Origin of the sequence: Caballeronia sordidicola (assembly GCF_000729995.1) — a bacterium.
GTDB classification, from domain to species: domain Bacteria; phylum Pseudomonadota; class Gammaproteobacteria; order Burkholderiales; family Burkholderiaceae; genus Caballeronia; species Caballeronia sordidicola_A.
The window spans coordinates 182539-201258 of sequence record NZ_JNFG01000008.1; the positions used below are offsets into that span (position 1 = coordinate 182539).

At 56.2% G+C, this 18720-nt stretch carries 20 protein-coding genes and 1 pseudogene; 4 read left to right on the top strand and 17 right to left on the bottom strand.

Going from position 1 to position 18720, the window contains the following annotated elements:
* Positions 1–75: 75 nt before the first annotated feature.
* Positions 76–1086: a zinc-dependent alcohol dehydrogenase family protein gene (locus FH08_RS0109135; protein WP_031358036.1), complete on the bottom strand. Its 1011-nt coding sequence runs from the start codon at positions 1084–1086 to the stop codon at positions 76–78.
* A gap of 306 nt (positions 1087–1392) precedes the next feature.
* On the opposite strand from FH08_RS0109135, the gene FH08_RS0109140 reads away from it, so the two are divergent.
* Positions 1393–1698 (top strand): hypothetical protein, encoded by a 306-nt coding sequence (locus FH08_RS0109140; protein ID WP_152602765.1) that lies wholly within the window; start codon positions 1393–1395, stop codon positions 1696–1698.
* A gap of 527 nt (positions 1699–2225) precedes the next feature.
* On the opposite strand, the pseudogene FH08_RS0109145 reads toward FH08_RS0109140, so the two are convergent.
* The 3 genes and pseudogenes from FH08_RS0109145 to FH08_RS0109155 form a co-directional block, all read right to left on the bottom strand.
* Positions 2226–2630 (bottom strand): annotated as a pseudogene (locus tag FH08_RS0109145) (DDE-type integrase/transposase/recombinase); the annotation flags it as partial.
* Between the two features lie 254 nt (positions 2631–2884).
* Positions 2885–3205: a CcdB family protein gene (locus tag FH08_RS0109150; RefSeq protein WP_031358039.1), complete on the bottom strand. Its 321-nt coding sequence runs from the start codon at positions 3203–3205 to the stop codon at positions 2885–2887.
* On the bottom strand, positions 3205–3447 hold the full coding sequence (locus FH08_RS0109155; RefSeq protein WP_031358040.1) for a type II toxin-antitoxin system CcdA family antitoxin: 243 nt from the start codon (positions 3445–3447) through the stop codon (positions 3205–3207). The genes FH08_RS0109150 and FH08_RS0109155 overlap by 1 nt, the downstream gene beginning before the upstream one ends.
* A 640-nt stretch (positions 3448–4087) precedes the next feature.
* Here FH08_RS0109155 and FH08_RS0109165 point away from each other — a divergent pair.
* The gene (locus FH08_RS0109165) at positions 4088–4333 is read left to right on the top strand and encodes a hypothetical protein (protein WP_031358041.1); all 246 of its coding nucleotides are present in this window, start codon (positions 4088–4090) and stop codon (positions 4331–4333) included.
* A gap of 699 nt (positions 4334–5032) precedes the next feature.
* Positions 5033–5617 carry a DUF7713 domain-containing protein gene (locus tag FH08_RS0109175; RefSeq protein WP_031358042.1) on the top strand — a complete coding sequence of 195 codons (585 nt, stop codon included), beginning with the start codon at positions 5033–5035 and terminating at the stop codon, positions 5615–5617.
* Between the two features lie 195 nt (positions 5618–5812).
* Here FH08_RS0109175 and FH08_RS54125 read toward each other — a convergent pair whose 3' ends face one another.
* Positions 5813–5995: a hypothetical protein gene (locus FH08_RS54125; protein WP_326928941.1), complete on the bottom strand. Its 183-nt coding sequence runs from the start codon at positions 5993–5995 to the stop codon at positions 5813–5815.
* Between the two features lie 102 nt (positions 5996–6097).
* Here FH08_RS54125 and FH08_RS0109190 point away from each other — a divergent pair, with 102 nt between their 5' ends.
* Positions 6098–7468, top strand: a complete 1371-nt coding sequence (locus FH08_RS0109190; RefSeq protein WP_031358043.1) for a hypothetical protein — start codon at positions 6098–6100, stop codon at positions 7466–7468.
* A 602-nt stretch (positions 7469–8070) separates the two neighbouring features.
* Here the strand turns inward: FH08_RS0109190 and FH08_RS52480 are convergent.
* The 12 genes from FH08_RS52480 to FH08_RS0109265 all read right to left on the bottom strand — a co-directional run bounded on the left by FH08_RS52480 (position 8071) and on the right by FH08_RS0109265 (position 18655).
* Positions 8071–8340 carry a DUF1488 family protein gene (locus FH08_RS52480; RefSeq protein ID WP_031358044.1) on the bottom strand — a complete coding sequence of 90 codons (270 nt, stop codon included), beginning with the start codon at positions 8338–8340 and terminating at the stop codon, positions 8071–8073.
* A 688-nt stretch (positions 8341–9028) separates the two neighbouring features.
* Entirely contained in the window at positions 9029–9709 is a 681-nt protein-coding gene (locus tag FH08_RS0109200; RefSeq protein ID WP_031358045.1) for a hypothetical protein, read from the bottom strand.
* A 16-nt stretch (positions 9710–9725) separates the two neighbouring features.
* Positions 9726–9887: a hypothetical protein gene (locus tag FH08_RS52485; RefSeq protein WP_160172445.1), complete on the bottom strand. Its 162-nt coding sequence runs from the start codon at positions 9885–9887 to the stop codon at positions 9726–9728.
* A gap of 16 nt (positions 9888–9903) precedes the next feature.
* Entirely contained in the window at positions 9904–10509 is a 606-nt protein-coding gene (locus FH08_RS0109210) for a hypothetical protein (RefSeq protein WP_031358046.1), read from the bottom strand.
* A 1093-nt stretch (positions 10510–11602) separates the two neighbouring features.
* Positions 11603–12196, bottom strand: coding sequence for a hypothetical protein (locus FH08_RS0109215; RefSeq protein WP_031358047.1), 594 nt, complete (start codon positions 12194–12196; stop codon positions 11603–11605).
* 393 nt (positions 12197–12589) lie between these two features.
* A complete protein-coding gene (locus FH08_RS51730) occupies positions 12590–12784 on the bottom strand; it encodes a hypothetical protein (RefSeq protein WP_152602766.1) in 195 nt (64 codons plus the stop codon).
* Between the two features lie 31 nt (positions 12785–12815).
* A complete protein-coding gene (locus FH08_RS0109230) occupies positions 12816–13214 on the bottom strand; it encodes a PIN domain-containing protein (protein WP_031358048.1) in 399 nt (132 codons plus the stop codon).
* A complete protein-coding gene (locus FH08_RS0109235; RefSeq protein ID WP_031358049.1) occupies positions 13211–13456 on the bottom strand; it encodes an AbrB/MazE/SpoVT family DNA-binding domain-containing protein in 246 nt (81 codons plus the stop codon). The genes FH08_RS0109230 and FH08_RS0109235 overlap by 4 nt, the downstream gene beginning before the upstream one ends.
* A 516-nt stretch (positions 13457–13972) precedes the next feature.
* Positions 13973–15007, bottom strand: a complete 1035-nt coding sequence (locus FH08_RS0109245; protein WP_031358051.1) for a hypothetical protein — start codon at positions 15005–15007, stop codon at positions 13973–13975.
* 420 nt (positions 15008–15427) lie between these two features.
* Positions 15428–15967, bottom strand: a complete 540-nt coding sequence (locus FH08_RS51285; RefSeq protein WP_235210311.1) for a hypothetical protein — start codon at positions 15965–15967, stop codon at positions 15428–15430.
* Between the two features lie 178 nt (positions 15968–16145).
* The gene (locus FH08_RS0109260; RefSeq protein ID WP_031358053.1) at positions 16146–17627 is read right to left on the bottom strand and encodes a conjugal transfer protein TraH; all 1482 of its coding nucleotides are present in this window, start codon (positions 17625–17627) and stop codon (positions 16146–16148) included.
* Complete coding sequence (locus tag FH08_RS0109265) at positions 17627–18655, bottom strand: conjugal transfer protein TraF (RefSeq protein ID WP_081889411.1); 1029 nt, start codon at positions 18653–18655, stop codon at positions 17627–17629. Before FH08_RS0109265 ends, FH08_RS0109260 begins: the two co-directional genes overlap by 1 nt.
* Positions 18656–18720: the final 65 nt, after the last annotated feature.

Consider the following 18720-nt stretch of genomic DNA (forward strand, 5'->3'; position numbering starts at 1 on the left):
CATTGCGTTGCATTTCGTCTGGACCAGGCGGACGAAGGTCATTGGCCCAAGCGTTCGAATGCGTCAATTACGGCCTCAGAACTCAACCACGATCTTGCCGAAATGGCGCCCCTCTATTTGGTATTTAAAGGCTTGCGCGAGTTCCTCCAGGGGAAAGCTTCGGTCGATCACCGGTTTAACGCCCGTTGTTTCCAGGCCGGCGATCAAGCCAGTCTGGTCCGACCGGCTGCCGACAGTCACGCCCTGCAGGCACACGTTCTTGACAATCAAAGCAACGGTCGGAAGCTCGCCGGAGCGTCCGGTCAAAGCGCCGATCAGCGATATACGGCCTCCGATCCGGATCGCCGAAATCGATTGCGGCAAGGTGGCGGCGCCACCGACCTCCATGACATGATCGACCCCCTGACCGCCCATCCAGTCGGTCACTCCGCGCCCCCAGTCCGGTTGGGTCCTGTAGTTGATGGTATGCGCGGCGCCCATCGCGCTGAGCCGCTCCAATTTTGCATCCGAGGATGAAGTTGCAATTACCGTAGCGCCCATGGACCGCGCGATCTGCAAGGCGAATATGGACACGCCGCCCGTGCCCAGAACAAGTACCGTGTCGCCCGCTTTCAACTTGCCGTCCGACACAAGCGCTCGCCAAGCTGTCACGCCAGCGGTCGTCAAGGTTGCAGCTTCGGCATATGTGTAGCCCGCTGGCGCTCGCGTGAACCAGCTGGAAGGGCGCACCACGACCTCGCGCGCATAGCCGTCCACGCCATCGCCGGGCGTGTGTGAGAAGTCTCCTACGACACGGGGAGGGCCGTCGTGCCACTGAGGGAAGAACACGGAGACAACCCGGTCACCAACTTCGAAGTCCGAAACATCCCCTCCGATAGCCTCGATGACACCGGCGCCATCCGCCATGGGGATGCGGCAATCAATGCTCGGAGCGTCTCCAGAAGACACGCGATAGTCGTGATAGTTCAAGGAACTCGCACGAATCCGCACGCGGATTTCGTCGGCAGCGGGCGCGCCTGGATCCGGGAGTTCGACGATCTCAAGCCGGTCCAATCCTCCCGGAGCACGGATGCGCACAGCTCTCATGACGGCTCCTCCCAAACATTCCAACGATAGAAAAACGAACGCATTGAAGACATTGAAGACATTGAACATCACCTTATGTTGATCTGAATTTCCACTTAACGAACAATGAGTGCGCGGACAATCCTTTGATTGACCTATCGGGACGTTATATTTTCAATGTGAGACAAAGTGTCCGGGCACGTCGCGTTCTCGCCCGGGGCCGAATGAGCATGAAATGGTCGATGACTTCAATCATCAGGTGCTCGATCCCTTTCTGGAGTGTTGATCTTGTTGGGTTGGAAAATTCCTACCTAGGGGTGCAATGCCATGACTTCCCGATCACCTGCATCCTTGATGGCGTCACTGGTAGATGCCCGTGCGTGTCGCGACGTCGAGCCTGCTGTGGCGTGTTATGAAAACGACGCCGCGGTATTGCCTAAACCCGGGAAACGTTTGACCGGCTTGGGGGCTATCCGCGAGTTCACAGCAGCTACTCTTGACCTGCCGATCGAGTTCGGCACGCGCCAAATCGTCGAGGGCGATGGTATCGCGCTTTATGTCTGTGCCTGGGGATTGGAGATGAAGTCTGGCGGTCCGCTTTTGGAAGGGAGCGGCGCCGACATGCTGCGTTAGCAACCAAATGGCGGCTGGTGGATTGCAATCGATAATTCATGCGGTGCTGGCATTCTGACTTGATCGGCACGTCGTTTCGTGATCGGTCTGTGGGGATGTCATAAAGGAGTGTGAACCAAACCGTGGGAGGTCATTTCCGTCGACACGACCGCCGTCATAAACGGCAAGACGGCGGCATACCCGATGGGACACGCTGTTTGGAAATATGCGAAGTTTTCAAGGAGAAGAGCCCAGCAAGGCCGCGCGGCACGCTCGCTGTATCAGCTACGCTGGCGACGTTTCCAACCGATTGGAGTTGCTATTCGACTGTTCATCGATGCCCGCTGGGACGCGGGTGAAACGAGTGAGACTAAAGCGACGACCGTTGTTCGACCAATCGCCAGGCGGCAGTTCGTCTAGCTATTCGCCATCGCTTTTAATTTCATCCATTGACGGGTACTGTCACGTTGTTAAAGGTCGCACAAGCGAAGACGTAGATCGTGGATATTGCTGATTTGTGCAGCAAGGCGATCCAGCATCGGATTGCCGGTCGCCGCCTCCCACGCTTCAAAGGCATGCGTGCGCGCCTGCCGCTTCTCTTGCGCGTTCGCGTTGTAGCGGCAGTGCATAATCAGATTTGCCACCTGATCGTGGACCGAAGTGAATCGCTGCAGGTGGCGCGCTGATTTGAAGCGGCGCATCACCTTCTCGCGCACCCGTGTTGGTTGATGCGAGTTCTGCGCCCGGTTGTTCAATTCCTTGTGCTGGCGGTGCTCAACGTCCATCCCCAAGTCTCTGTTCGTCGCAGCATAGCTGGGCGTTTGCGCCAAGACAATTTTCGCGAGTTCGTCGTTGCCGGCGGCAAGTAAAAGGCGTGCTGCGCGTGTGCATTCATCTTGGGAGAATCTAATGGCGGAAACAGCTGTAATTTGACATAAAGCGAATGATCGCATTTTAATCAGTTATGCGAATTAATGGTTGCTGCACCGAACGAAAGGCAAATCTCGACGGTAGCGTCTAAGTCTATAAGTCACATAACACAGCGGTGCACGAAATCACGAAAAGGGCGGCAGTGCCGAGCTGTGAATAGATGGATTGTAGACGTCGGAGATCAACACTAGCGCGCAACGCTGAGTGTCAAAAGAGCCGCTGATATCTGCCCCTTGGCCAGTTTTTACCTACTAGACCGACCACATGTCGTCTTCAGTCAGTAGGCGCCGAAAATCCGGTCGAGTGCAGCCAAGATGGCATCGCGGCGATCCGCCAGGGAGCCGATGCGTCTGCCGAGCGCGTTCAGGGGAACAGCACTCATGGCGGGCGTGTCGAGAAAGTGTTTCTCGCCGTTGATCTCGAAGACCGGCAGCAAATCGGACGGTTTGCCTGAGAATCCGAGATCCGGGGTGGGTCGCAAAGGAATCACGATGCGCGTTGGCAAGATTCCGACATGCGTGCTCTGCACGTCGAGCAGGTACGGCGCGAGGCGCCGCGTCTCGTCGTCGGGATTACCGTAGAGATCAAAACGCGCCATTAAAACGTCCTGTACTTCGAAAGCGGCAGCCCGTCGCGTTCAACCATCGCTGTGTATGCTGCGACCAACTCGGCATTGTCGTCGGCCCAACGACGAGCCTCAGTCTCCTGAATTTCTTCGCGCACGCCACGCTCACTCGCGCGCGAAAGGTTGATCCCGAGCTCCTTGGCCCGATCCAGGATTTCAGGCGGCAGCGTGACGTTCGTGGACTTGCGCGCCCGGATTTCGAGTGCCTTACCCATGCGCATCTCCATGTTTGAAAACATGTGCATTATAGTCCACATAAACGATGAGCGTTCGTAGAAACTCATCCTCAGAGCGTCCGGTACATCCTAATTTTACATAATTAACATTATCAACATCAGTGGTATCTAAAGAAGCGTTGCGGATTTCGGCCGTACCCGCACGCAACATCAAGGCTCACGACCGGATTCCGCGCAACAGAAACGGCCAAGCAAGCGACGCAACGGTACCCGCTGTCTTTTATTGCAAAACATCACTCCAGCGTCGATAAACGCTGACATTTGCCGTTCCCTTTGTCGCGCAACACGTAGCCGTAGGTGCCAAGAATCGAGTTTTCGTTCGCATTCCAAAATAAGCGAGCGAATCTGCGATGCAGCAAGATATCTTCGCTCAGAGTATGGTGATCAGCTTTCATGTCGCGCAAGATTTGTTTCGCAGATGCACATTTTGGTAACGCACTGCGGTGACGGCAAAAACATTCACACCGTCGTTCGAAGACTCGATATGGAGGCGCCAAGGTTCATGGTATGGGACACGCTTCCTGGGCGATGATGTGCGACTGCTCGTGGATACCAGCAGGACGGCACGGGCAGATGATTTGGCTCATACTAAGGGTCGCCTAATCAACGGAGGTAGCTGATGGAAAATTCGTTTGTGCACAAAGGCTTTACCGTCTCGATGAACGCAGTGAGAAATGACGCTGATCCTGAGCGTGTGCGTTTTGATGTTACTGTTGCCATCGAAGACATATCCACGGGGCAATTTCTTCTCAACGAAACCCGGCCGGCGGAAGCGCAGGATAAGGAACAAATGACCGCGGAGCGGGCGTTGAACCTCAGCGCCCGCGAGGCGCGCAACTTGATTGATGGTGGACACACGGCTTGAGCCAGGCGGCCGCAACGCTCGTTCCCCCTAGTTGTCGCCGTGGCAGTGTCGCTATCCGGTAGGACCATCACTTCCCCGAGCACGACGTCCCTGACAAGCGATCGAACATTCGTCATAGTTGGCGTCTTGAGGGCTCTAAGGAGCTGGGCATGCCAGAAAAACTCAGTGCAAAAGCGAAAACCGCGCTTTTGGAACTTAACGAACACGCTGCTAGCGCCCCTCATGCTTGAGTGGGACATCCAAACAGAACTGGAAAGGAGTGAGCTGGTTTCGGCGGCTCCGCACGGCGGGTGTCTGATCACGAAAAAGGGGCAGACATATGTGCGACAGATGAACAGCTAACTCAGCCACATGTCTCGCAGACAAACGCACCATAACCCGGATCTCTTACTGCAGAACGGCTGAAGCGAGATGCATCATACTAGAGACGACTTGGAGGTCAGTCGCGCACCGGCTGATGAGGAGGCCACTGCGACTTATCGCATTTCACGATTTGGATGTCAGCTGGCTAATGGATGACCCCACGAGTGCTTGATATGTTGTCAGCGTTGCCCGGTCGCGTAGTCGCCAAGAGCTATCTCAGACGTTCCAAAATATGCAGGGGCCAGACGAAACCGATCTTTTGTGCTGCAGCGGGCCACGGCGAGGTGAAGTGCACTGTGACGGATGCTGCGTATCTGAATTCCCTGGAGTTCCATCATGTCCGTCAGCCAATGCGCAGCTTGCGGCACCAACGTGCCGCCGTACGAAACTGTCAATACTACAAACGAGGGGCTGAGCGGACGATTATTGTGCACCGCCTGCTTCAATCGCGAAATGGCTCACCACGCCGGTATCGACAATTTCGGTTCGATCAAGTTTGAGCCGGTGCACCTGAACGATGCTAACGGAGTCGCCCACGAATTCCATTTTCGAACACTCCTTTTCGGCGACAAACTTTCGCTGGAGTCATTCGAGTCGACAAGCGACGATGAACCTTCGGGATATCGCTTCCAAATCATTGGCGATCCGCTAGCGGATCAGTTCGTTTTGCTCGGAATGCTGATTGAAAAGATGCGCCGTTCGCTTGCGGTCATCCACATAAGGGACACTGATCTCGGATTGCAGATCATCGACGATACCGTCCGCGGCAGAATCGAATGGGATGGCAGCGACGATTCACGTATGCCATGTGTCGTCATAGACGGTCGCCGCGTTGAGTGGGACGAGCTCGGGCACATGCTGATGACATTTGAAGGGTGGCAGTTTAAGCTTGAAGTGCACGATCCGAGTGACGAGATGTGAGGTGTGATTGGCGGCTTCATGTAAGCACCGAAAACGTAAGCTGGAGCGACACCGTCGAAAACAGGGGAAAAGGGTGTGCGCTAAGAAAACTCGGCGTGACAACGACTTTGCCCAAAAGCTGGCCCATCATGAACTATCGCGTCAGCTACGAGCACAACTTGGAGAGCGCCCTACGATTACATCGCCCGTGTTCCGTCACGGGCGGTCGAAGAGGTTCCCGCGAATCTTCCGGCCGCCCTGCTTCCCGAGTACGTCACCGATTTCATCCTGAAACACTCCACGCGCATCGGCAAACTTCGGCATCTGCGAATTCGCTAACTCCATGCTGCCCCTCGATCCCGACATGGAGGTCGCCGAGAGCAGGGCGTTCAGAGTCATGATGACGAGAATGGCTTATTTCCTGTACGGCGAGGCCGATGTCAGGGCACCCTCGCCTATAATGCCAACACTGATAGTGATTTCTCGAAGGAGCCCTACTTTATGAGTCAAACACACGGGCGATACTCGGGACCTCGAGACAAAGGTCAGCGCCAATCGCGCCAACCTTCAAACACGACATCCCACCGACCAAACAAGCCGTACGTAAAAGCTCCATCTGCGCGAGACCCGGCCCAGACGGCATCCATTTTCAAAACTCGTTCGTTTAAGTTGTTGGTAGATGCCGTGGGTGAGGAGAACGTCGCGCTGGGCCTCGATTCCAACTTAACACGCGTGGCTGAGCTGCTAAACGGCGAGAGATTTACGCCCGAGACAGCCTTTCACATCGAAACCACGCTTGGGCTACAGGATGGATTTTTCGATCAGCCCAATCCTGTCCTCTCGCCTGAGACGATTGCTCGCTTAAAGTCACCGCTTGATTTCATTCACGCGAACGCTGAACCGGAATTTGCGTACGAGCAAGTATTGAAGTCAGCGCCTGCCACACAGGTGAATCACCGCCTTACCCTTACCGATAGTTTGCCCAGAGAGCCTGAGATGCCAAAGAAGACAATTGTCGCCTCGCCAAGGGCCGTCGCGAAAAGCAACACCACAGCGGTGAAGCCTACCACGACAACCCCACCGCAACCGACACCTGCGAAAGTCAAAGCGTCTTCTAAATCAGGGGCTCAGCAAGCGTTGCCTTTGAACGACGTCGCAGCTTTGGAAAAAATCCGCCGCGCTAATCTGCACGTGCTGACGACCCGCAAAGGAACAAAGGTGCGGCTCGGCACAGTGATGGACATTAGCGCCTCCAACATGGCCAATCGTTATTATGGGCAGAAACGTTTAGACGATGCCGAAGCAAACCGGTTCACCGAGCGCCTTGGTTTGCCGACTGGCTGGCTGGACATTCCGCGCACAGTAACGGATATCCCGGAGTCGGTGTCGGATTTGCTCGCTAATCCGTCATCTTCCAATGCATCTGCTCAGCAAAAGACGCCACTCGCGGTTGAGTTAACGACACCGGCCGCGAAGAAGCCTGCGGTTAAGAAGATAAAATCTGCAGGTGCTCGACCCGCCCTCCCCCGCGATGCGGATGGCACAGACGGTCCAACAGACCTTGCCGTCAAGCCGCATGTGATCATTGGGCAACAAGATCAAGCGGTCCCGCCTGCGGACGATTCGTCGATTCGGAAACCTGCCAATAACGACGTTTCGTTCCCTACCGCCCGTCAGGAGTTGGCACCGGCCTCCGTCACGCAGGTCATTTCGGAGCCGCGCAGCCTCATTTCATCAACAAGCTTGGACGATTTGCTAGGTATTGCACCGATAGCGGAGGCGCTGATCAAGACACTCGCGGGTAAAGCGCGCACTGGTCATCTAGACGAAATGAAAGCGTTGGAATTATTGCAACAAATCGTGTCGCTCTGATTAGAAATGACGCGGCAATTGACATCACCGGCCGGACGTTCGGTTGGCTCCCCATTTTTTGCATGCCGATTGCCAACTCTGCCTCGCTGCAGAGCGCATGGAGCGGTCGATCATTTCCAGTGCAGAACGATCGTCGTTCTCCCGCCGCGAGGCTCGGCACGAAATTGTCCTTGTTTCGGTATGCTGCATGGACCATGCGTGTGCACAGGGCGCATGTCTAATCCCTGGCAGATGGGCCAATAACAGGGTTCGGAAAGCGCCTGAGCATAGCGCAACTACCGTGCTATCGAGGACGGCAGTCGCCCGCTACAAGCAAGTCGAACGCTTCGCGCGCGTCTTTGAGCTCCTGCATCGCTGCCGAGAAACGGGCTAACTCAAGGAGCGATGGCTGCTGAGCATCCTGCTCGCAATAGCGGCGCTCTAATGCAGCGGACGCGGCCTGCACCTCGCGCGCTGCCCCGGCTACTCGTTCAAGTGCCTGAGCTTCCGGTGAGCGCCGACGCTCAGTACTAGGTTCTTCGCGTTCTAACGGGACCATGGTTTCTTGAAGTAGTCGTCCATGAAGATTGTCGGCAACATGTCAGTAACAGACGACAGGACGACTATCGCTCGAAGTCACTGGCCGTCAGTTTCAAAGAGTCAGTCTTGGCTCGCATTGCTCTGCGCACTGCCAACGCAAAGATGCGGTTGCGTCCGTCTGCGAATGCCTTGCGCACACGAGCTTCGTTGGCATCTGGTGGCAGCCAAAAGAACTGTTCCAATGCATCTCGCGTTAGCAAACAACGAACTTCTCGACCGCCGACGAAAATCGGAAACTCGACCGCCGTCCCATCGGTGGCGAGAACAATTTCGGCAACGCTTAATGTGTCCATCTTGCACCCCTGCTTCATTCGCTGAAAAACCGGCCCTCGCGGAAATGAGGTCCATTTTGGCCTCGCCGCATCGGATTTAACGGGAAACTTAGGTGCTTTGCAATTCAATGAGAAGCACTGTTGGTCCATACAGCGCATTTTGCCATTAATGACCCGCCTGTGTGCCCCCAGAGAATGCATCTCACGGTTCGCGCGGGGGAGTTTCGCTCAAATACGGCAAAGCGGTCGCGACCGGATAAGCGGCTCTGCTGGGAGAGCAGTCCGGAGGCGCCGGGCGCCCACGACGAGCAGGTCTCTGTCTAAGCATGCCGGATTTCGCGCGGCGAACGCCGACCACCAACTCAAGTTGTTTGAACTACTGTCCGCTGCAGCCCTCTTATTTGTCATCCACCGACGGAGGCGCGATTGAACCGAATAAAGGTAAGTAAGCATGCAAGATCCAGTTGTTCAGCGTTGTTCATGTGCGCCCCTTGTTTCCCGATGAATGCCGCAACGTGAAAGTCCTTCACGTGCTTTTCCGTTGTCGATTTGTTCGCAGGTTTCTACTCGATGACGACCATTTTCGCGTGAACCGCATTTGCGAAATCGTGCCGAACGCCGCAAGCCCCATTCATTGCTCGTGGCCGCTCTGAATCTGGAACAGGCACGCGACGACCTTCCCTGTCGTGTCGTTGCTCGGGGTGCGTACTTAGTTTGGTCCTTTCGGTTTCAACGTCGGGTTGCGCCAATCACGCTTAACGTCGCGATACTTGGCGATCAACGTTTTACCGTCCTCACCGTACACTTCCTGTACGAGTTGAGCCATAGACTTGTAGCCCCTTGACACCTGAAAATCTTGATACTGACGCAGATTCTTGCCGTAAACCGTGGCGGCTTCGTCATCCAACGCATCCTCTGACGCAACACCAAATTTGGTCCTTGGCACGGTGTTGCTGCCTAGGTCCATTCCACCGAACACCGGGCCACCGGCAAATCCTCCGTTTGGACCCGGCGCACAAACGGCCACATCGAGCACTTTGCCGTTCACTTCCACCCAGGAATGATCGAAACGTCCGGTGTGCCCTTTCACCTCCCCAATGCACAGTGCCATGCTGTCTTCGCGACAGCCGGCTTGGCATAACCACATGTACAGCACCGCCGACGTATCATGGCAACCGGCAAAGTAACCGTTGGCCACAACGAAGCTCAACAGAGGCGCGAATGCGTTGTAGAGCGTTGCACCATCGGGCAACGACGCTGCGACGTCCTTGGCGCGTTCGAGCGCGATCGCGATGTACGTAAGACGTTCGCTGTCGCTCAACCTGCGCACGTCGCCAAGCACTTCGGGGACAACCAGCTCCTGCGCCTGGAATCGCTTCGCATCGACCATCTTGAAATCCCTTTTGTTATAGCGGTAAGCGGTTAATCACTTGCTGTTCTTCTGCCGACGATGATTCCACCGCGCCTGCGGCCGCCAACTTTGCCATCGCATCCGCAGGGAACTGCGTGCGGGCCACGACGGCAACGAACGGATGAAGCGACATCGAAATTGCGGACTGGTTCTGCATCGCGTTTTCCAATGTCTCAGCCCGGGATGGTCTGGGCAGCTTTTTCGAACAATATCGTGACCTTCGAGCCCTCATAAAAATTTAATGCCATGACCACCGCGCAGGCCGGCTCAGGGTTCTCACGATATCGATACGAGAATACCTCCGGGTTCTCCCCAAGTTGTTCGCTGTTCGCCACCGCCTGATCCACCACACACTCAACCTGGCGGGAGAAATCGTTTCCGTTCCGGTCCTCCGCGTCTAGGCCTACTATGAAATGAGGAATGGTTTTGACAGTACCAGTCCAATGCCGCTTGAAGTGGAAAAAATAGAGCGCGTTGCCCATCAGTTCGAAGCAACGATCAAGTCTCGGCATATCGACGGGCACAGCAATGGTCTTTTCCGTCGTATCGGCATCCAAATCTTGGATGTATACGGCGACCTGTTGCTCGAGCAACTGATTCATCAAGGCAGGTCTGCGCGTTATGCCAGACATTACTTTATTGCCGAAATGCGCGCGTGCAGTTACATTGTTTGCAGCATTCATTACGAGCATAAGCCGCAGGTATTCGTCGTCCTTTGACTTCACCGTATTGTGTTCTTCGCACGACCGAACCGTAATCAACGACTTGCGAAGGTCCATACCTGGCGGCAAATTCTTTGCTTCCGGGAAAAGGCACCGGGGAGGTACATGTTCGTCCGTCGTTGGCGCGGCGTCACAGGCATAACACGTCGACGCCGTCTTTAGCGACCTGTCGTCGCGTGTTGGCTGCCTCGACTCCGTTCCCCGCTCAGACATTCCTCTTTCTCGCGTTACAACAACTTCGACGACTGTCTGCGGACGAATTCTGCCGTACCGCCTAGCGACTCGTTGCTTTAATCGGCCGATGACATTGGCCATACTCGCACCTTTCCTCAGTCAACTTAAATTCTTGATCGCCGACACACAGCCACGGGCGTTGTCGCCGACTCGGTTTTCCGATCCTTTCAATCTCTTCGGGTCGGATTCCCCGCCGCTTGCGGCGTAGGCCGGTTGGAAACCGGCTGCTTGGGAAAGCGCAGTTCATACCCCGCAGCTTGCTGCGGGGAGCTTGATTCAAGGGGAAACTGCCTACTAACCAATTGCCAGCGGTTCAGACTGGCACTATCTATTTACTGGCGTCTGAATAATCGCGCTATGCCTCTGTAGAGCAGCCGGAAAGGCAATAACAGCAACCATGACAGCAGCCTGAACGCGAGATTGATTAGCGGGTCAAGCAACCCGCTATTATTGCGCATGGCACGCGTTCTACGCTGCGCGCGTGCTTTCGCGTTACGCCGTTCCCTGTTCCCGGCCTCCATCGCTACAGCCACCGTTCTGCGGCGCTTATCGCGGCTGTCTTCCTTCGATGTTTTCGAACGCCAGCTACCGCCCTTTAACTTGACGTTAGGCGCGGTTGTCTTCGTGAATCGTGACATTTATTAACCCCCGTCGAGTTACGATCTACTCAGGCATTTCAACGCCGTGCTTCACTTCGTAGAACGCTAGCGGCTGTCCCGAGCGTCGCTGCAATTGCCAGCGTTGATGCAATCAGTTTTGCCTTAATCATTGGATTTATTTCCCCGTTTTTGTGGTTCCGGCTATCGGCCGGTGAGAGGCGCATACGTGCCTTGTTTTCCGCGGTTACTCACCGAAAGGTTGGATCAGATTGTTTGATGCGCGAACTTGAATAGAACATTCCGCCTCGCCTTCGCCGTTAGTTTGCAAGCACACTTTCGATCTCGCCTGCGTCGAGTACAGCAACCTTGTTCTGAGCAGCTCGCCGGCCGAGTTCCATCCCGATCTTCATGATGTGCGAGGCGTGTTGCTGGACGCGGCTAGCTGCGAGTTGGAACAATTCGTTGCAGAGTGCGTTGCGCGCATCGCGGCGAGCAGACGGTTGCAGCAGCGACGGATCCGCGCCTCGCTCGACGTTGAGCAGTAGCTCCAGATGCTCCGCAGCCTTATCGACGTCGCTTTTAGCGTTGCCCTCGTACGCATCTTTCACGATCACTTCATCAATCAAGCCGTCAGTCAGCGCCTGAGCGAGGGCGCCGGCGTACAGGACTTGAACACGGTCACGAAGATACGTCGCGATGTCATCGACCGACTGCAGATCACGTCGCAAATGAATCGTCGAGCTTGCCTTATGTGCCACGGGCTGTTCGTTGCCGCGCCCAGTGAGCGATAGCTCCAGAGGGCCAACATCAAAGCCCAGTGAGCGCGCGACCATCCAGTGCCGGGCTTCGTGTTGCCCGATGCGTTGCACGGCGACTTGTCGTTCTTCAACTATGTTTTCCAAACTCGGCATTGATTTGATCTTTCTTCAGGGTTTCTTCCATTTCGCGGTTCCTCGGGTTTCCTGATGCGAGCCCATTCGCTTGTGATGGAGAAATAAGCAACAGCGATACCTGCGATACTCACCACCACGCCAATAACGGCTAGCACCGCCTCGCCGATCCCCAATTGAGTGTCCAGTGTCATAGAATTTGATTCAACGAGTTTTGCGGTTTCCGTTGCTTACCGATGTTTGTTCTTTGACGTGCCACCGGGCATCAGACGCCCGCCCGACTTGTTCAACCGCTTACCGTTCGCCTTGTAGTCGGTCGTAGCTCCCCCGGACGATATTTCATGAACGATGCGGGCACGTTCTTTGGGGCTGAGTGCGAGCCAGCGTTGGCGTCCGGTCAAAGCCATGTGTTTCCTATCCCGGGTACTCGAACGGACCGGCCGCGACCGTATAGGGCGATGCCAGGTCACTGTAGGTCGATGTGCGGATGTCCCTGCCCCCGACCCGGTAGTGCCCTACGTTGACGAACGTGAAGATGATCGTCCTTCCGTCCGAGGTTTCCATCATGTACGTGCCGCCCGGTTGAGGGCTTGCCGGTTTCCTCGCCATTTCTTTTCCCTGTTATCGGCTTTCGCCGCCGTTACTTAATCAACATCATTCCGACGACCTTAGAGGCGGTCACATCGAACGTCGCGGTGTACTCACACTCCGCGACGTGCCCCGACCGCTCGATCAGGCAGTCTGCGAAATCCGCCTTATCTGACGCCGCGAAAACGCGAAGTGCCTTTCGCACTGTGTCCGCGCCTTCGACAACCAGTTCCTTCGTGCCAAGCATGGATTCGATGATGTCCTTCATCTGGTCTCGCTCGACACCATAGCTGCGCCCGAGCACCCACACGACCTCGACTAGCGCGATCTGCGAAACGTAGCCCGGCCGCTCGGCCGAAAAGGACTCCATGAGCGCCGTCGCCTTCTTCGACTGCGCCGCGTCATCCTGCGCGAAGTAGCGGACCAACACGTTTGTATCCAGTCCGATCATCGTGCCGATGCCCCCTGCTCGGCGATGGCTCGGTTCATGTCGTCAATCGAAACCGGTTTGGTTGGCTTCTTCACGATGCCCTTGAGCGACGCGAGAGAGCGAGTGGCCGGATAGACCTCGTACCGGCCCGTTTCCTCGTTGAAACTGAATTCGATCCGGTCGCCGGATTCCAGGCCAAGCTGGTTGCGCACGTCAACCGGGATCGTGACCTGGCCTTTCGATGTGATGGTTGCTGCTGTCATGATGCCCCCTAAAGGTATTCCTTACTTTAAGGTAAGGCGCATGCAAAAGCAAGCGAAAAATGGACACCTGACAGGCGATTTGTCGCTCTCAAATCACCCCGCTCACAATCGCCGACAGCCGCACCGGATCGCCGTCGATGAGATTCTTTACGGCAGAAAGGCTCGAAACTCCAATCAGCTCTTGAATGAGCTTCAGTGAGCGACCGTCGCGATGTAGCCGCACGGCAAACGTGCGTCGAGCTGCCGATGCGTTACCGCTTTCGATCCCGGCTTGCTGATGCAGTCGCCGGACAATCTCTGTCAGCGTTTCGCACGAATAGCTGATCGCGCCGCTGCCCGTTAATCCCGAAGTTTTCGTGCCGCATTTTCGGGTATTACGAGGAAGTTTGCTTGCACCCGAGCGCACGCGCCGCCGACAGCCATGAAAAACCTCACTTCCTCGGAAAATGACGAAATTACAGGCGTAAAAAAGCCCGCCTTCTGGAGTCAGAAGGCGGGCTGTGGATTGCGGCTCGATTACATGTCCGGCGATGGGCTTTCCAGCTTCCCAGCTGGGACATGTTCCTCGCCATCGACTTCGGCCAAGTGCGGCTCATCGTTCATGCTTACTTCGCAGACGATGATCTGCCCGAGAATCTCACCAACGTTTGCGCTTGCGGCATCAAGCTTTGTACGAAGGGCTGTTCGTGCGGCACATTCGCTCACTGCGCGAATGCGGACAGACGCATCCAGCTTAGCGTCAAACAGGTATTCGCGCGTCGTCCCCAGAGTTTGCGGCATTTCCCGATTGATCAAAGCCGCCTCCATTGCCGCGAACAGTAAGCGCGGCGTCACCGCATGCATCTGGACGACCAGGTTGGCCACCGAGTCTGCGGCCGGTTCAAACGAATCGAAGGATATAACCTGTGTCTTGCCGGACAACACCGCTACAGCGCTGCGTCCATCACGTTGCCGAACCGACCAAGGTTCGGCTGGCAGTCCTTCGTGCAAAGATTGAAGTTTACGTACGGCGGCCAAATCGATGCCCGACTCTGCCAAAGCAAACGGCGCCGGCAACGCATTGTGCAGTTCCACAATAGCCGCGGCCTTTTTCTCGCGCTCTCTGTCCCACGAATGAAAGCTCACTAGAATGTGCTCGTTACACGCGATTGCAAGCGGATAGTATGCCGTGCCGCCGTCCACCACTTGCCACGTGCCAAGTGGCGCAGCTTCATACAGCGATCGCAGGTTAGCAACTTCCGCGGGGTGCGCTTTCAGCTTCCGGTTCATCCCGTCCGCGGCTCCGTACGCGTCAACAAATCCGCCCCAGTGCGCGTCCAGACGATCCTGATGGGTTTTCGAGGCAAGCAACCTGTTTGTCCGCCCGTCAGGACCAACCATCACGAATTGGAAGCCCACGTCTGCATTGGGATGGTCAACCGTGAGATATGCGCCAACTTCAGAGCCACGCACCTTTGTGACCGCAGCATCAATCATGCGCTGGGCTTGGAAGTAATCCATTTCCCCAATGACGCTCGACTCATAGAGACGTGTTTCGCTTTCTACTTCCATGATGAATCTCCTGTTTAAGTAAGCCCGCTGCTGAGGCGAGCGGTGAACTGAGCACAGGTGATGTCTCGCCGGAAAATATGCTGCGTGATCCAACCGCGCCGCTTGAATGAGCCCAACGCACGTAGGTCTATTGTCAAAACGTACCGACGAAAAAAATTCGCACTCTCAAGAGGCGGCCCATGGACAATCGACCTACGACGTCTCAATGCGTGGCACTAACCACGCTGTTCTAGGATCGCAGTTCCTTCAGCTCGTCGATGATAGCCATGGTGCGCCGCGCACGGGCTTCGACACCTATTCTTGCCTGCGCGTCACGCTGGAACTTTACGAACGCTGTTTTCTGATCCGCGCTCATCGGAGAGAGCTCTGACGCCGATGGCGGCGAGCGCAGGAGCGACTGACGAACCAACCAGTCCGGCGCTATTCGTGACGGCCACAGGGGCAGCACCACGGATTGATACCCGTGAGCGAACAACCGCCCGAGGCCTCAATTTCTTCCCACGCGGCATTCAGTTCCTCGGCCGTCGCATAGTCGTGTGACTTCGCAATTTCGATCGCAAGCGCTTGATACTCTAACTCGACCTCACCAAGCCTCGCGTCGAGCATCCCTGAAAAGCGCTTCACGAAAAGTTCATAGACCTGTCCGCAGCCTCTGCTTGCCTCATCGGCCATCGCACTGATCCAGTCCGTGAGACCTTCGCGCGTGCGCAGCTTCAGGAGTTTCAGGCGTACGGCCTTGAACCCGGCCTCCCACTCGCAGGTGAGTTGTGGAACGTCAGCTACTAATTGCGGCAGCTCCAGATTCTCGCGCGCGGCGACCTCGCCGCAACGCCTTGCCAATTTGACCGCCCATCCAAGGTTCCATTCTGCGCCCTTCTCGTTGCCAGCCACCACGCTGACCCTGTGGTGCGCCCAGTAGACTCTCGCCTCGAGAGCAATCGAGTACATTTCGCCAGCCATTGGGTTACTCCATCATCTCGTATTTTTGCCGCTCGAGCGTTCGTGCATATGTCCTTCTCATGCCGCGATTCCTCTGCTGTTTAACACTACCCGGGCGTGCCTGACTTTGTCCGATTGTCGAGAGGATGCGTGCGGCAGATCGACCAAGGCTGCGCATTCTGGCTCGCCGGTTGGCCGATCAATGTGTAGCGCTGATCAGACCGTTTTCAGTTCTCAGTTCCTTCAGCTCTTCGATGATCGCCATGGTCCGCCTTGCCCGGGCCTCAAAATCATTCCTCTGCTGCGCGTCGCGCTGAAACTTTAGGAACGCCGCTTTCTGGTCGGCGTTCATCGGCGAGATCCGCTTCAATATATTGTCTATCGATTGCGACGCTTGGGTCGTTGGGTTGTATGCCTGTTGAACTGAACTGATGATCGCAAACGACACTGACGACGTGACCTGATCCGCCATCACATCCATCAACTGGTTGTAGAGCTGGATCGCGTCGTTCTGGTTCAGGCCGGTAAGCTCCATCATTATCCGCTGCATGTTTATACCCAAAACATTGACGAACTGCTGCTGAGTCGAAGTCAAGGCCGTCCCAGTGTTGTAGTCGTAGATAATGGACCCGGACTGAATCGTCGTAATGATGTTGCCCGGCTGACTGGATGTACCACCGGGTGCTGCCGGCTGTACACCCGCGAGCTGATCGATCAGATACCGGCGGATCCCCTGATAGGTAAAGTTGGTCTGCGCCACCTGCTGGCAGCCCTCATCATTGGCCTGGAAGTCGTTGCATAGATAGACCTGCCTGGGCTTGGCTGGATCGAACCCTTCCTTAAGGTCTTCCCAGGTCAATGACGCCGGAAATACCTTGTCGTCAATTGGCGATTTCGAAACCGGACTGTTGTTGGTGTCGGGGCGCACCTCAGTTCCGAACAGGCTCATGATTAGTTCCATGCCCGGTTCCTGCCCGCCGAGCGCACCAAGGTCCATCGTGTTTGCTGCCCCCGTCGCGAACATCGTATTGAAAAACGTGTTTCGGTACCCAGTCGTATCGTTTTGCATCGCACCGCGATTGACGTTTGGACCGCCGGAGAAAGCCGCATTCAGTCCAGCGTACATATCCGTGTACCAGCCCTTCGCCACGGCAGTCTGGTTTTCGACGTCCTTTGCAAACGACCCACCCACTTCACTATCGAGGCCGGTCGCGCTGATCGCGCTTCCGATAACGGCCTTGCTTACCGCACATGAATTGATCTGCCCGTTATTTAGCATGTCCGCATAGTGCTTCATGGCAGCCATAATTGAGTAGCAGTCGTCGCAGACTGCCTTGATTGCCAACTGCATGAGGTATCCAGGTGCTGCCTGAATAATGCTGCGCACGAGCGACTCGAGCTGCGCGCCGGATAACATTGAAAAGCTGCCAAAAAAAGCGTCGATGCCTGAACAGCCCGCCGCGAGCCGCGGCGGATCGATGTGCACAAGCTGGTAGTTTTCCACCGGGGCACGCATGTAATAGGACGGCCCATATACACCCATGCCATTCTGGCCAGTGATCGCCCCGCCAGCTGACGAGTTCCACATCGAGTTCAGCGACGAATTTACGTCCGCGTGGACAGCGGAGCAAAAGAAAGAAAGAAGCCCTGCAGCTGCGAGAATAGTGCGCCGAAGTTTCATTACTGGTGCTCCCCTGTACCCTGAACTACGCCTGGCATACGGCGGCCAACCGCTTCCCGCATTAGCTTGACGAGCTCCGCTGGGTCATCGGTGTTGGCGGCTGCAGCCTCTTTCTTCATCCTATCCAGATCCGCCGGACTGATGATTCCCCGCTTTTCAAGTTGCGCGGTATCCATCAGGTCCTGCGGAACCAGCTGGGCGTCGATCGCGGCCTCGACGATCTTGCGCTGCAGCTCATCCTGCGCCATTGCGCCGTGCGCCACGATCATCACCGTCGAAGGCGGTACAACGAGTACCACCGCCGGCGTCAATTTCAGTTCGAACGACTTGAACGTGCCGTGATTGCGGTCGACCACCATGGCCTCAGGCCGCATCCCCTGCAACGGCGCCCCGTCTTCGGAGATGTACCTAACGGGGAAGTGGTATTTGTCAGTAAGCGCCTTCACCGTCGGCAACTCGTCCTGACAGAACCGGCACCGCGAATCGAAGAAGAACCACAGGCCTGCGTGTGCAGACAGATCGGTCAGGATCTCTTCCCGAGCGCGATCGACGTGCCATAGCGCGTTGCTGCGCGCGGCCGCCGCTGTCGGGAACCTGACTTCTTCGTTGAGGTATGGATCCTCCGCAGCCACTTTCGAACCGACGTCAGCGAAGTTCTGGCTCATGTCGAGCATCATTCGCTGAGCCCACATGTACGCCTGCAGGTTCTCCTCGGTCGGGTGGTTCATCGCGTTCAGCTTCAGTATTTGCATCTTTTGGCTCAGCCACTGGACTGAAAAAGGCTCCGGACTCGACGTCGCTGACGCGGGTGCCGGAGCCGCCGGGACCGGGGCGGCCGCGACACTGCTTGCCGGCGCAGCCTCTACAGCATCGGCCGGCGCCGGCGCGCGGCCGTCGTCGTAAAAAAACCATCCCTGGCTCTTTCCCTCGTAGAAACCGTCTGCCTGCGCGGCCGGGCCCGCAAGGATCCCTCCCGCCACGGACAGTGCGACACAGACCAGAATCCTTCGCGTTCGACTTGGCGACATTGGTGCTTGACCATTAAATCAACAATCTGAATACGGTTATAGTAACTCTATTGTGAGACTGTTTT

Bases quoted from the DNA above. Each gene is read 5' to 3' on its own strand.
- FH08_RS0109200 (WP_031358045.1), bottom strand. From the start codon at position 9,709: ATGGTCGATGCGAAGCGATTCCAGGCGCAGGAGCTGGTTGTCCCCGAA.
- FH08_RS0109155 (WP_031358040.1), bottom strand. From the start codon at position 3,447: ATGGGTAAGGCACTCGAAATCCGGGCGCGCAAGTCCACGAACGTCACG.
- FH08_RS0109150 (WP_031358039.1), bottom strand. From the start codon at position 3,205: ATGGCGCGTTTTGATCTCTACGGTAATCCCGACGACGAGACGCGGCGC.
- FH08_RS0109245 (WP_031358051.1), bottom strand. From the start codon at position 15,007: ATGGAAGTAGAAAGCGAAACACGTCTCTATGAGTCGAGCGTCATTGGG.
- FH08_RS0109140 (WP_152602765.1), top strand. From the start codon at position 1,393: ATGACTTCCCGATCACCTGCATCCTTGATGGCGTCACTGGTAGATGCC.
- FH08_RS52480 (WP_031358044.1), bottom strand. From the start codon at position 8,340: ATGGACACATTAAGCGTTGCCGAAATTGTTCTCGCCACCGATGGGACG.
- FH08_RS0109235 (WP_031358049.1), bottom strand. From the start codon at position 13,456: ATGACAGCAGCAACCATCACATCGAAAGGCCAGGTCACGATCCCGGTT.
- FH08_RS51285 (WP_235210311.1), bottom strand. From the start codon at position 15,967: ATGGCTGGCGAAATGTACTCGATTGCTCTCGAGGCGAGAGTCTACTGG.
- FH08_RS0109135 (WP_031358036.1), bottom strand. From the start codon at position 1,086: ATGAGAGCTGTGCGCATCCGTGCTCCGGGAGGATTGGACCGGCTTGAG.
- FH08_RS0109265 (WP_081889411.1), bottom strand. From the start codon at position 18,655: ATGTCGCCAAGTCGAACGCGAAGGATTCTGGTCTGTGTCGCACTGTCC.
- FH08_RS54125 (WP_326928941.1), bottom strand. From the start codon at position 5,995: ATGACTCTGAACGCCCTGCTCTCGGCGACCTCCATGTCGGGATCGAGG.
- FH08_RS0109190 (WP_031358043.1), top strand. From the start codon at position 6,098: ATGAGTCAAACACACGGGCGATACTCGGGACCTCGAGACAAAGGTCAG.
- FH08_RS0109215 (WP_031358047.1), bottom strand. From the start codon at position 12,196: ATGCCGAGTTTGGAAAACATAGTTGAAGAACGACAAGTCGCCGTGCAA.
- FH08_RS51730 (WP_152602766.1), bottom strand. From the start codon at position 12,784: ATGGCGAGGAAACCGGCAAGCCCTCAACCGGGCGGCACGTACATGATG.
- FH08_RS52485 (WP_160172445.1), bottom strand. From the start codon at position 9,887: ATGCAGAACCAGTCCGCAATTTCGATGTCGCTTCATCCGTTCGTTGCC.
- FH08_RS0109260 (WP_031358053.1), bottom strand. From the start codon at position 17,627: ATGAAACTTCGGCGCACTATTCTCGCAGCTGCAGGGCTTCTTTCTTTC.
- FH08_RS0109210 (WP_031358046.1), bottom strand. From the start codon at position 10,509: ATGGACCTTCGCAAGTCGTTGATTACGGTTCGGTCGTGCGAAGAACAC.
- FH08_RS0109165 (WP_031358041.1), top strand. From the start codon at position 4,088: ATGGAAAATTCGTTTGTGCACAAAGGCTTTACCGTCTCGATGAACGCA.
- FH08_RS0109175 (WP_031358042.1), top strand. From the start codon at position 5,033: ATGTCCGTCAGCCAATGCGCAGCTTGCGGCACCAACGTGCCGCCGTAC.
- FH08_RS0109230 (WP_031358048.1), bottom strand. From the start codon at position 13,214: ATGATCGGACTGGATACAAACGTGTTGGTCCGCTACTTCGCGCAGGAT.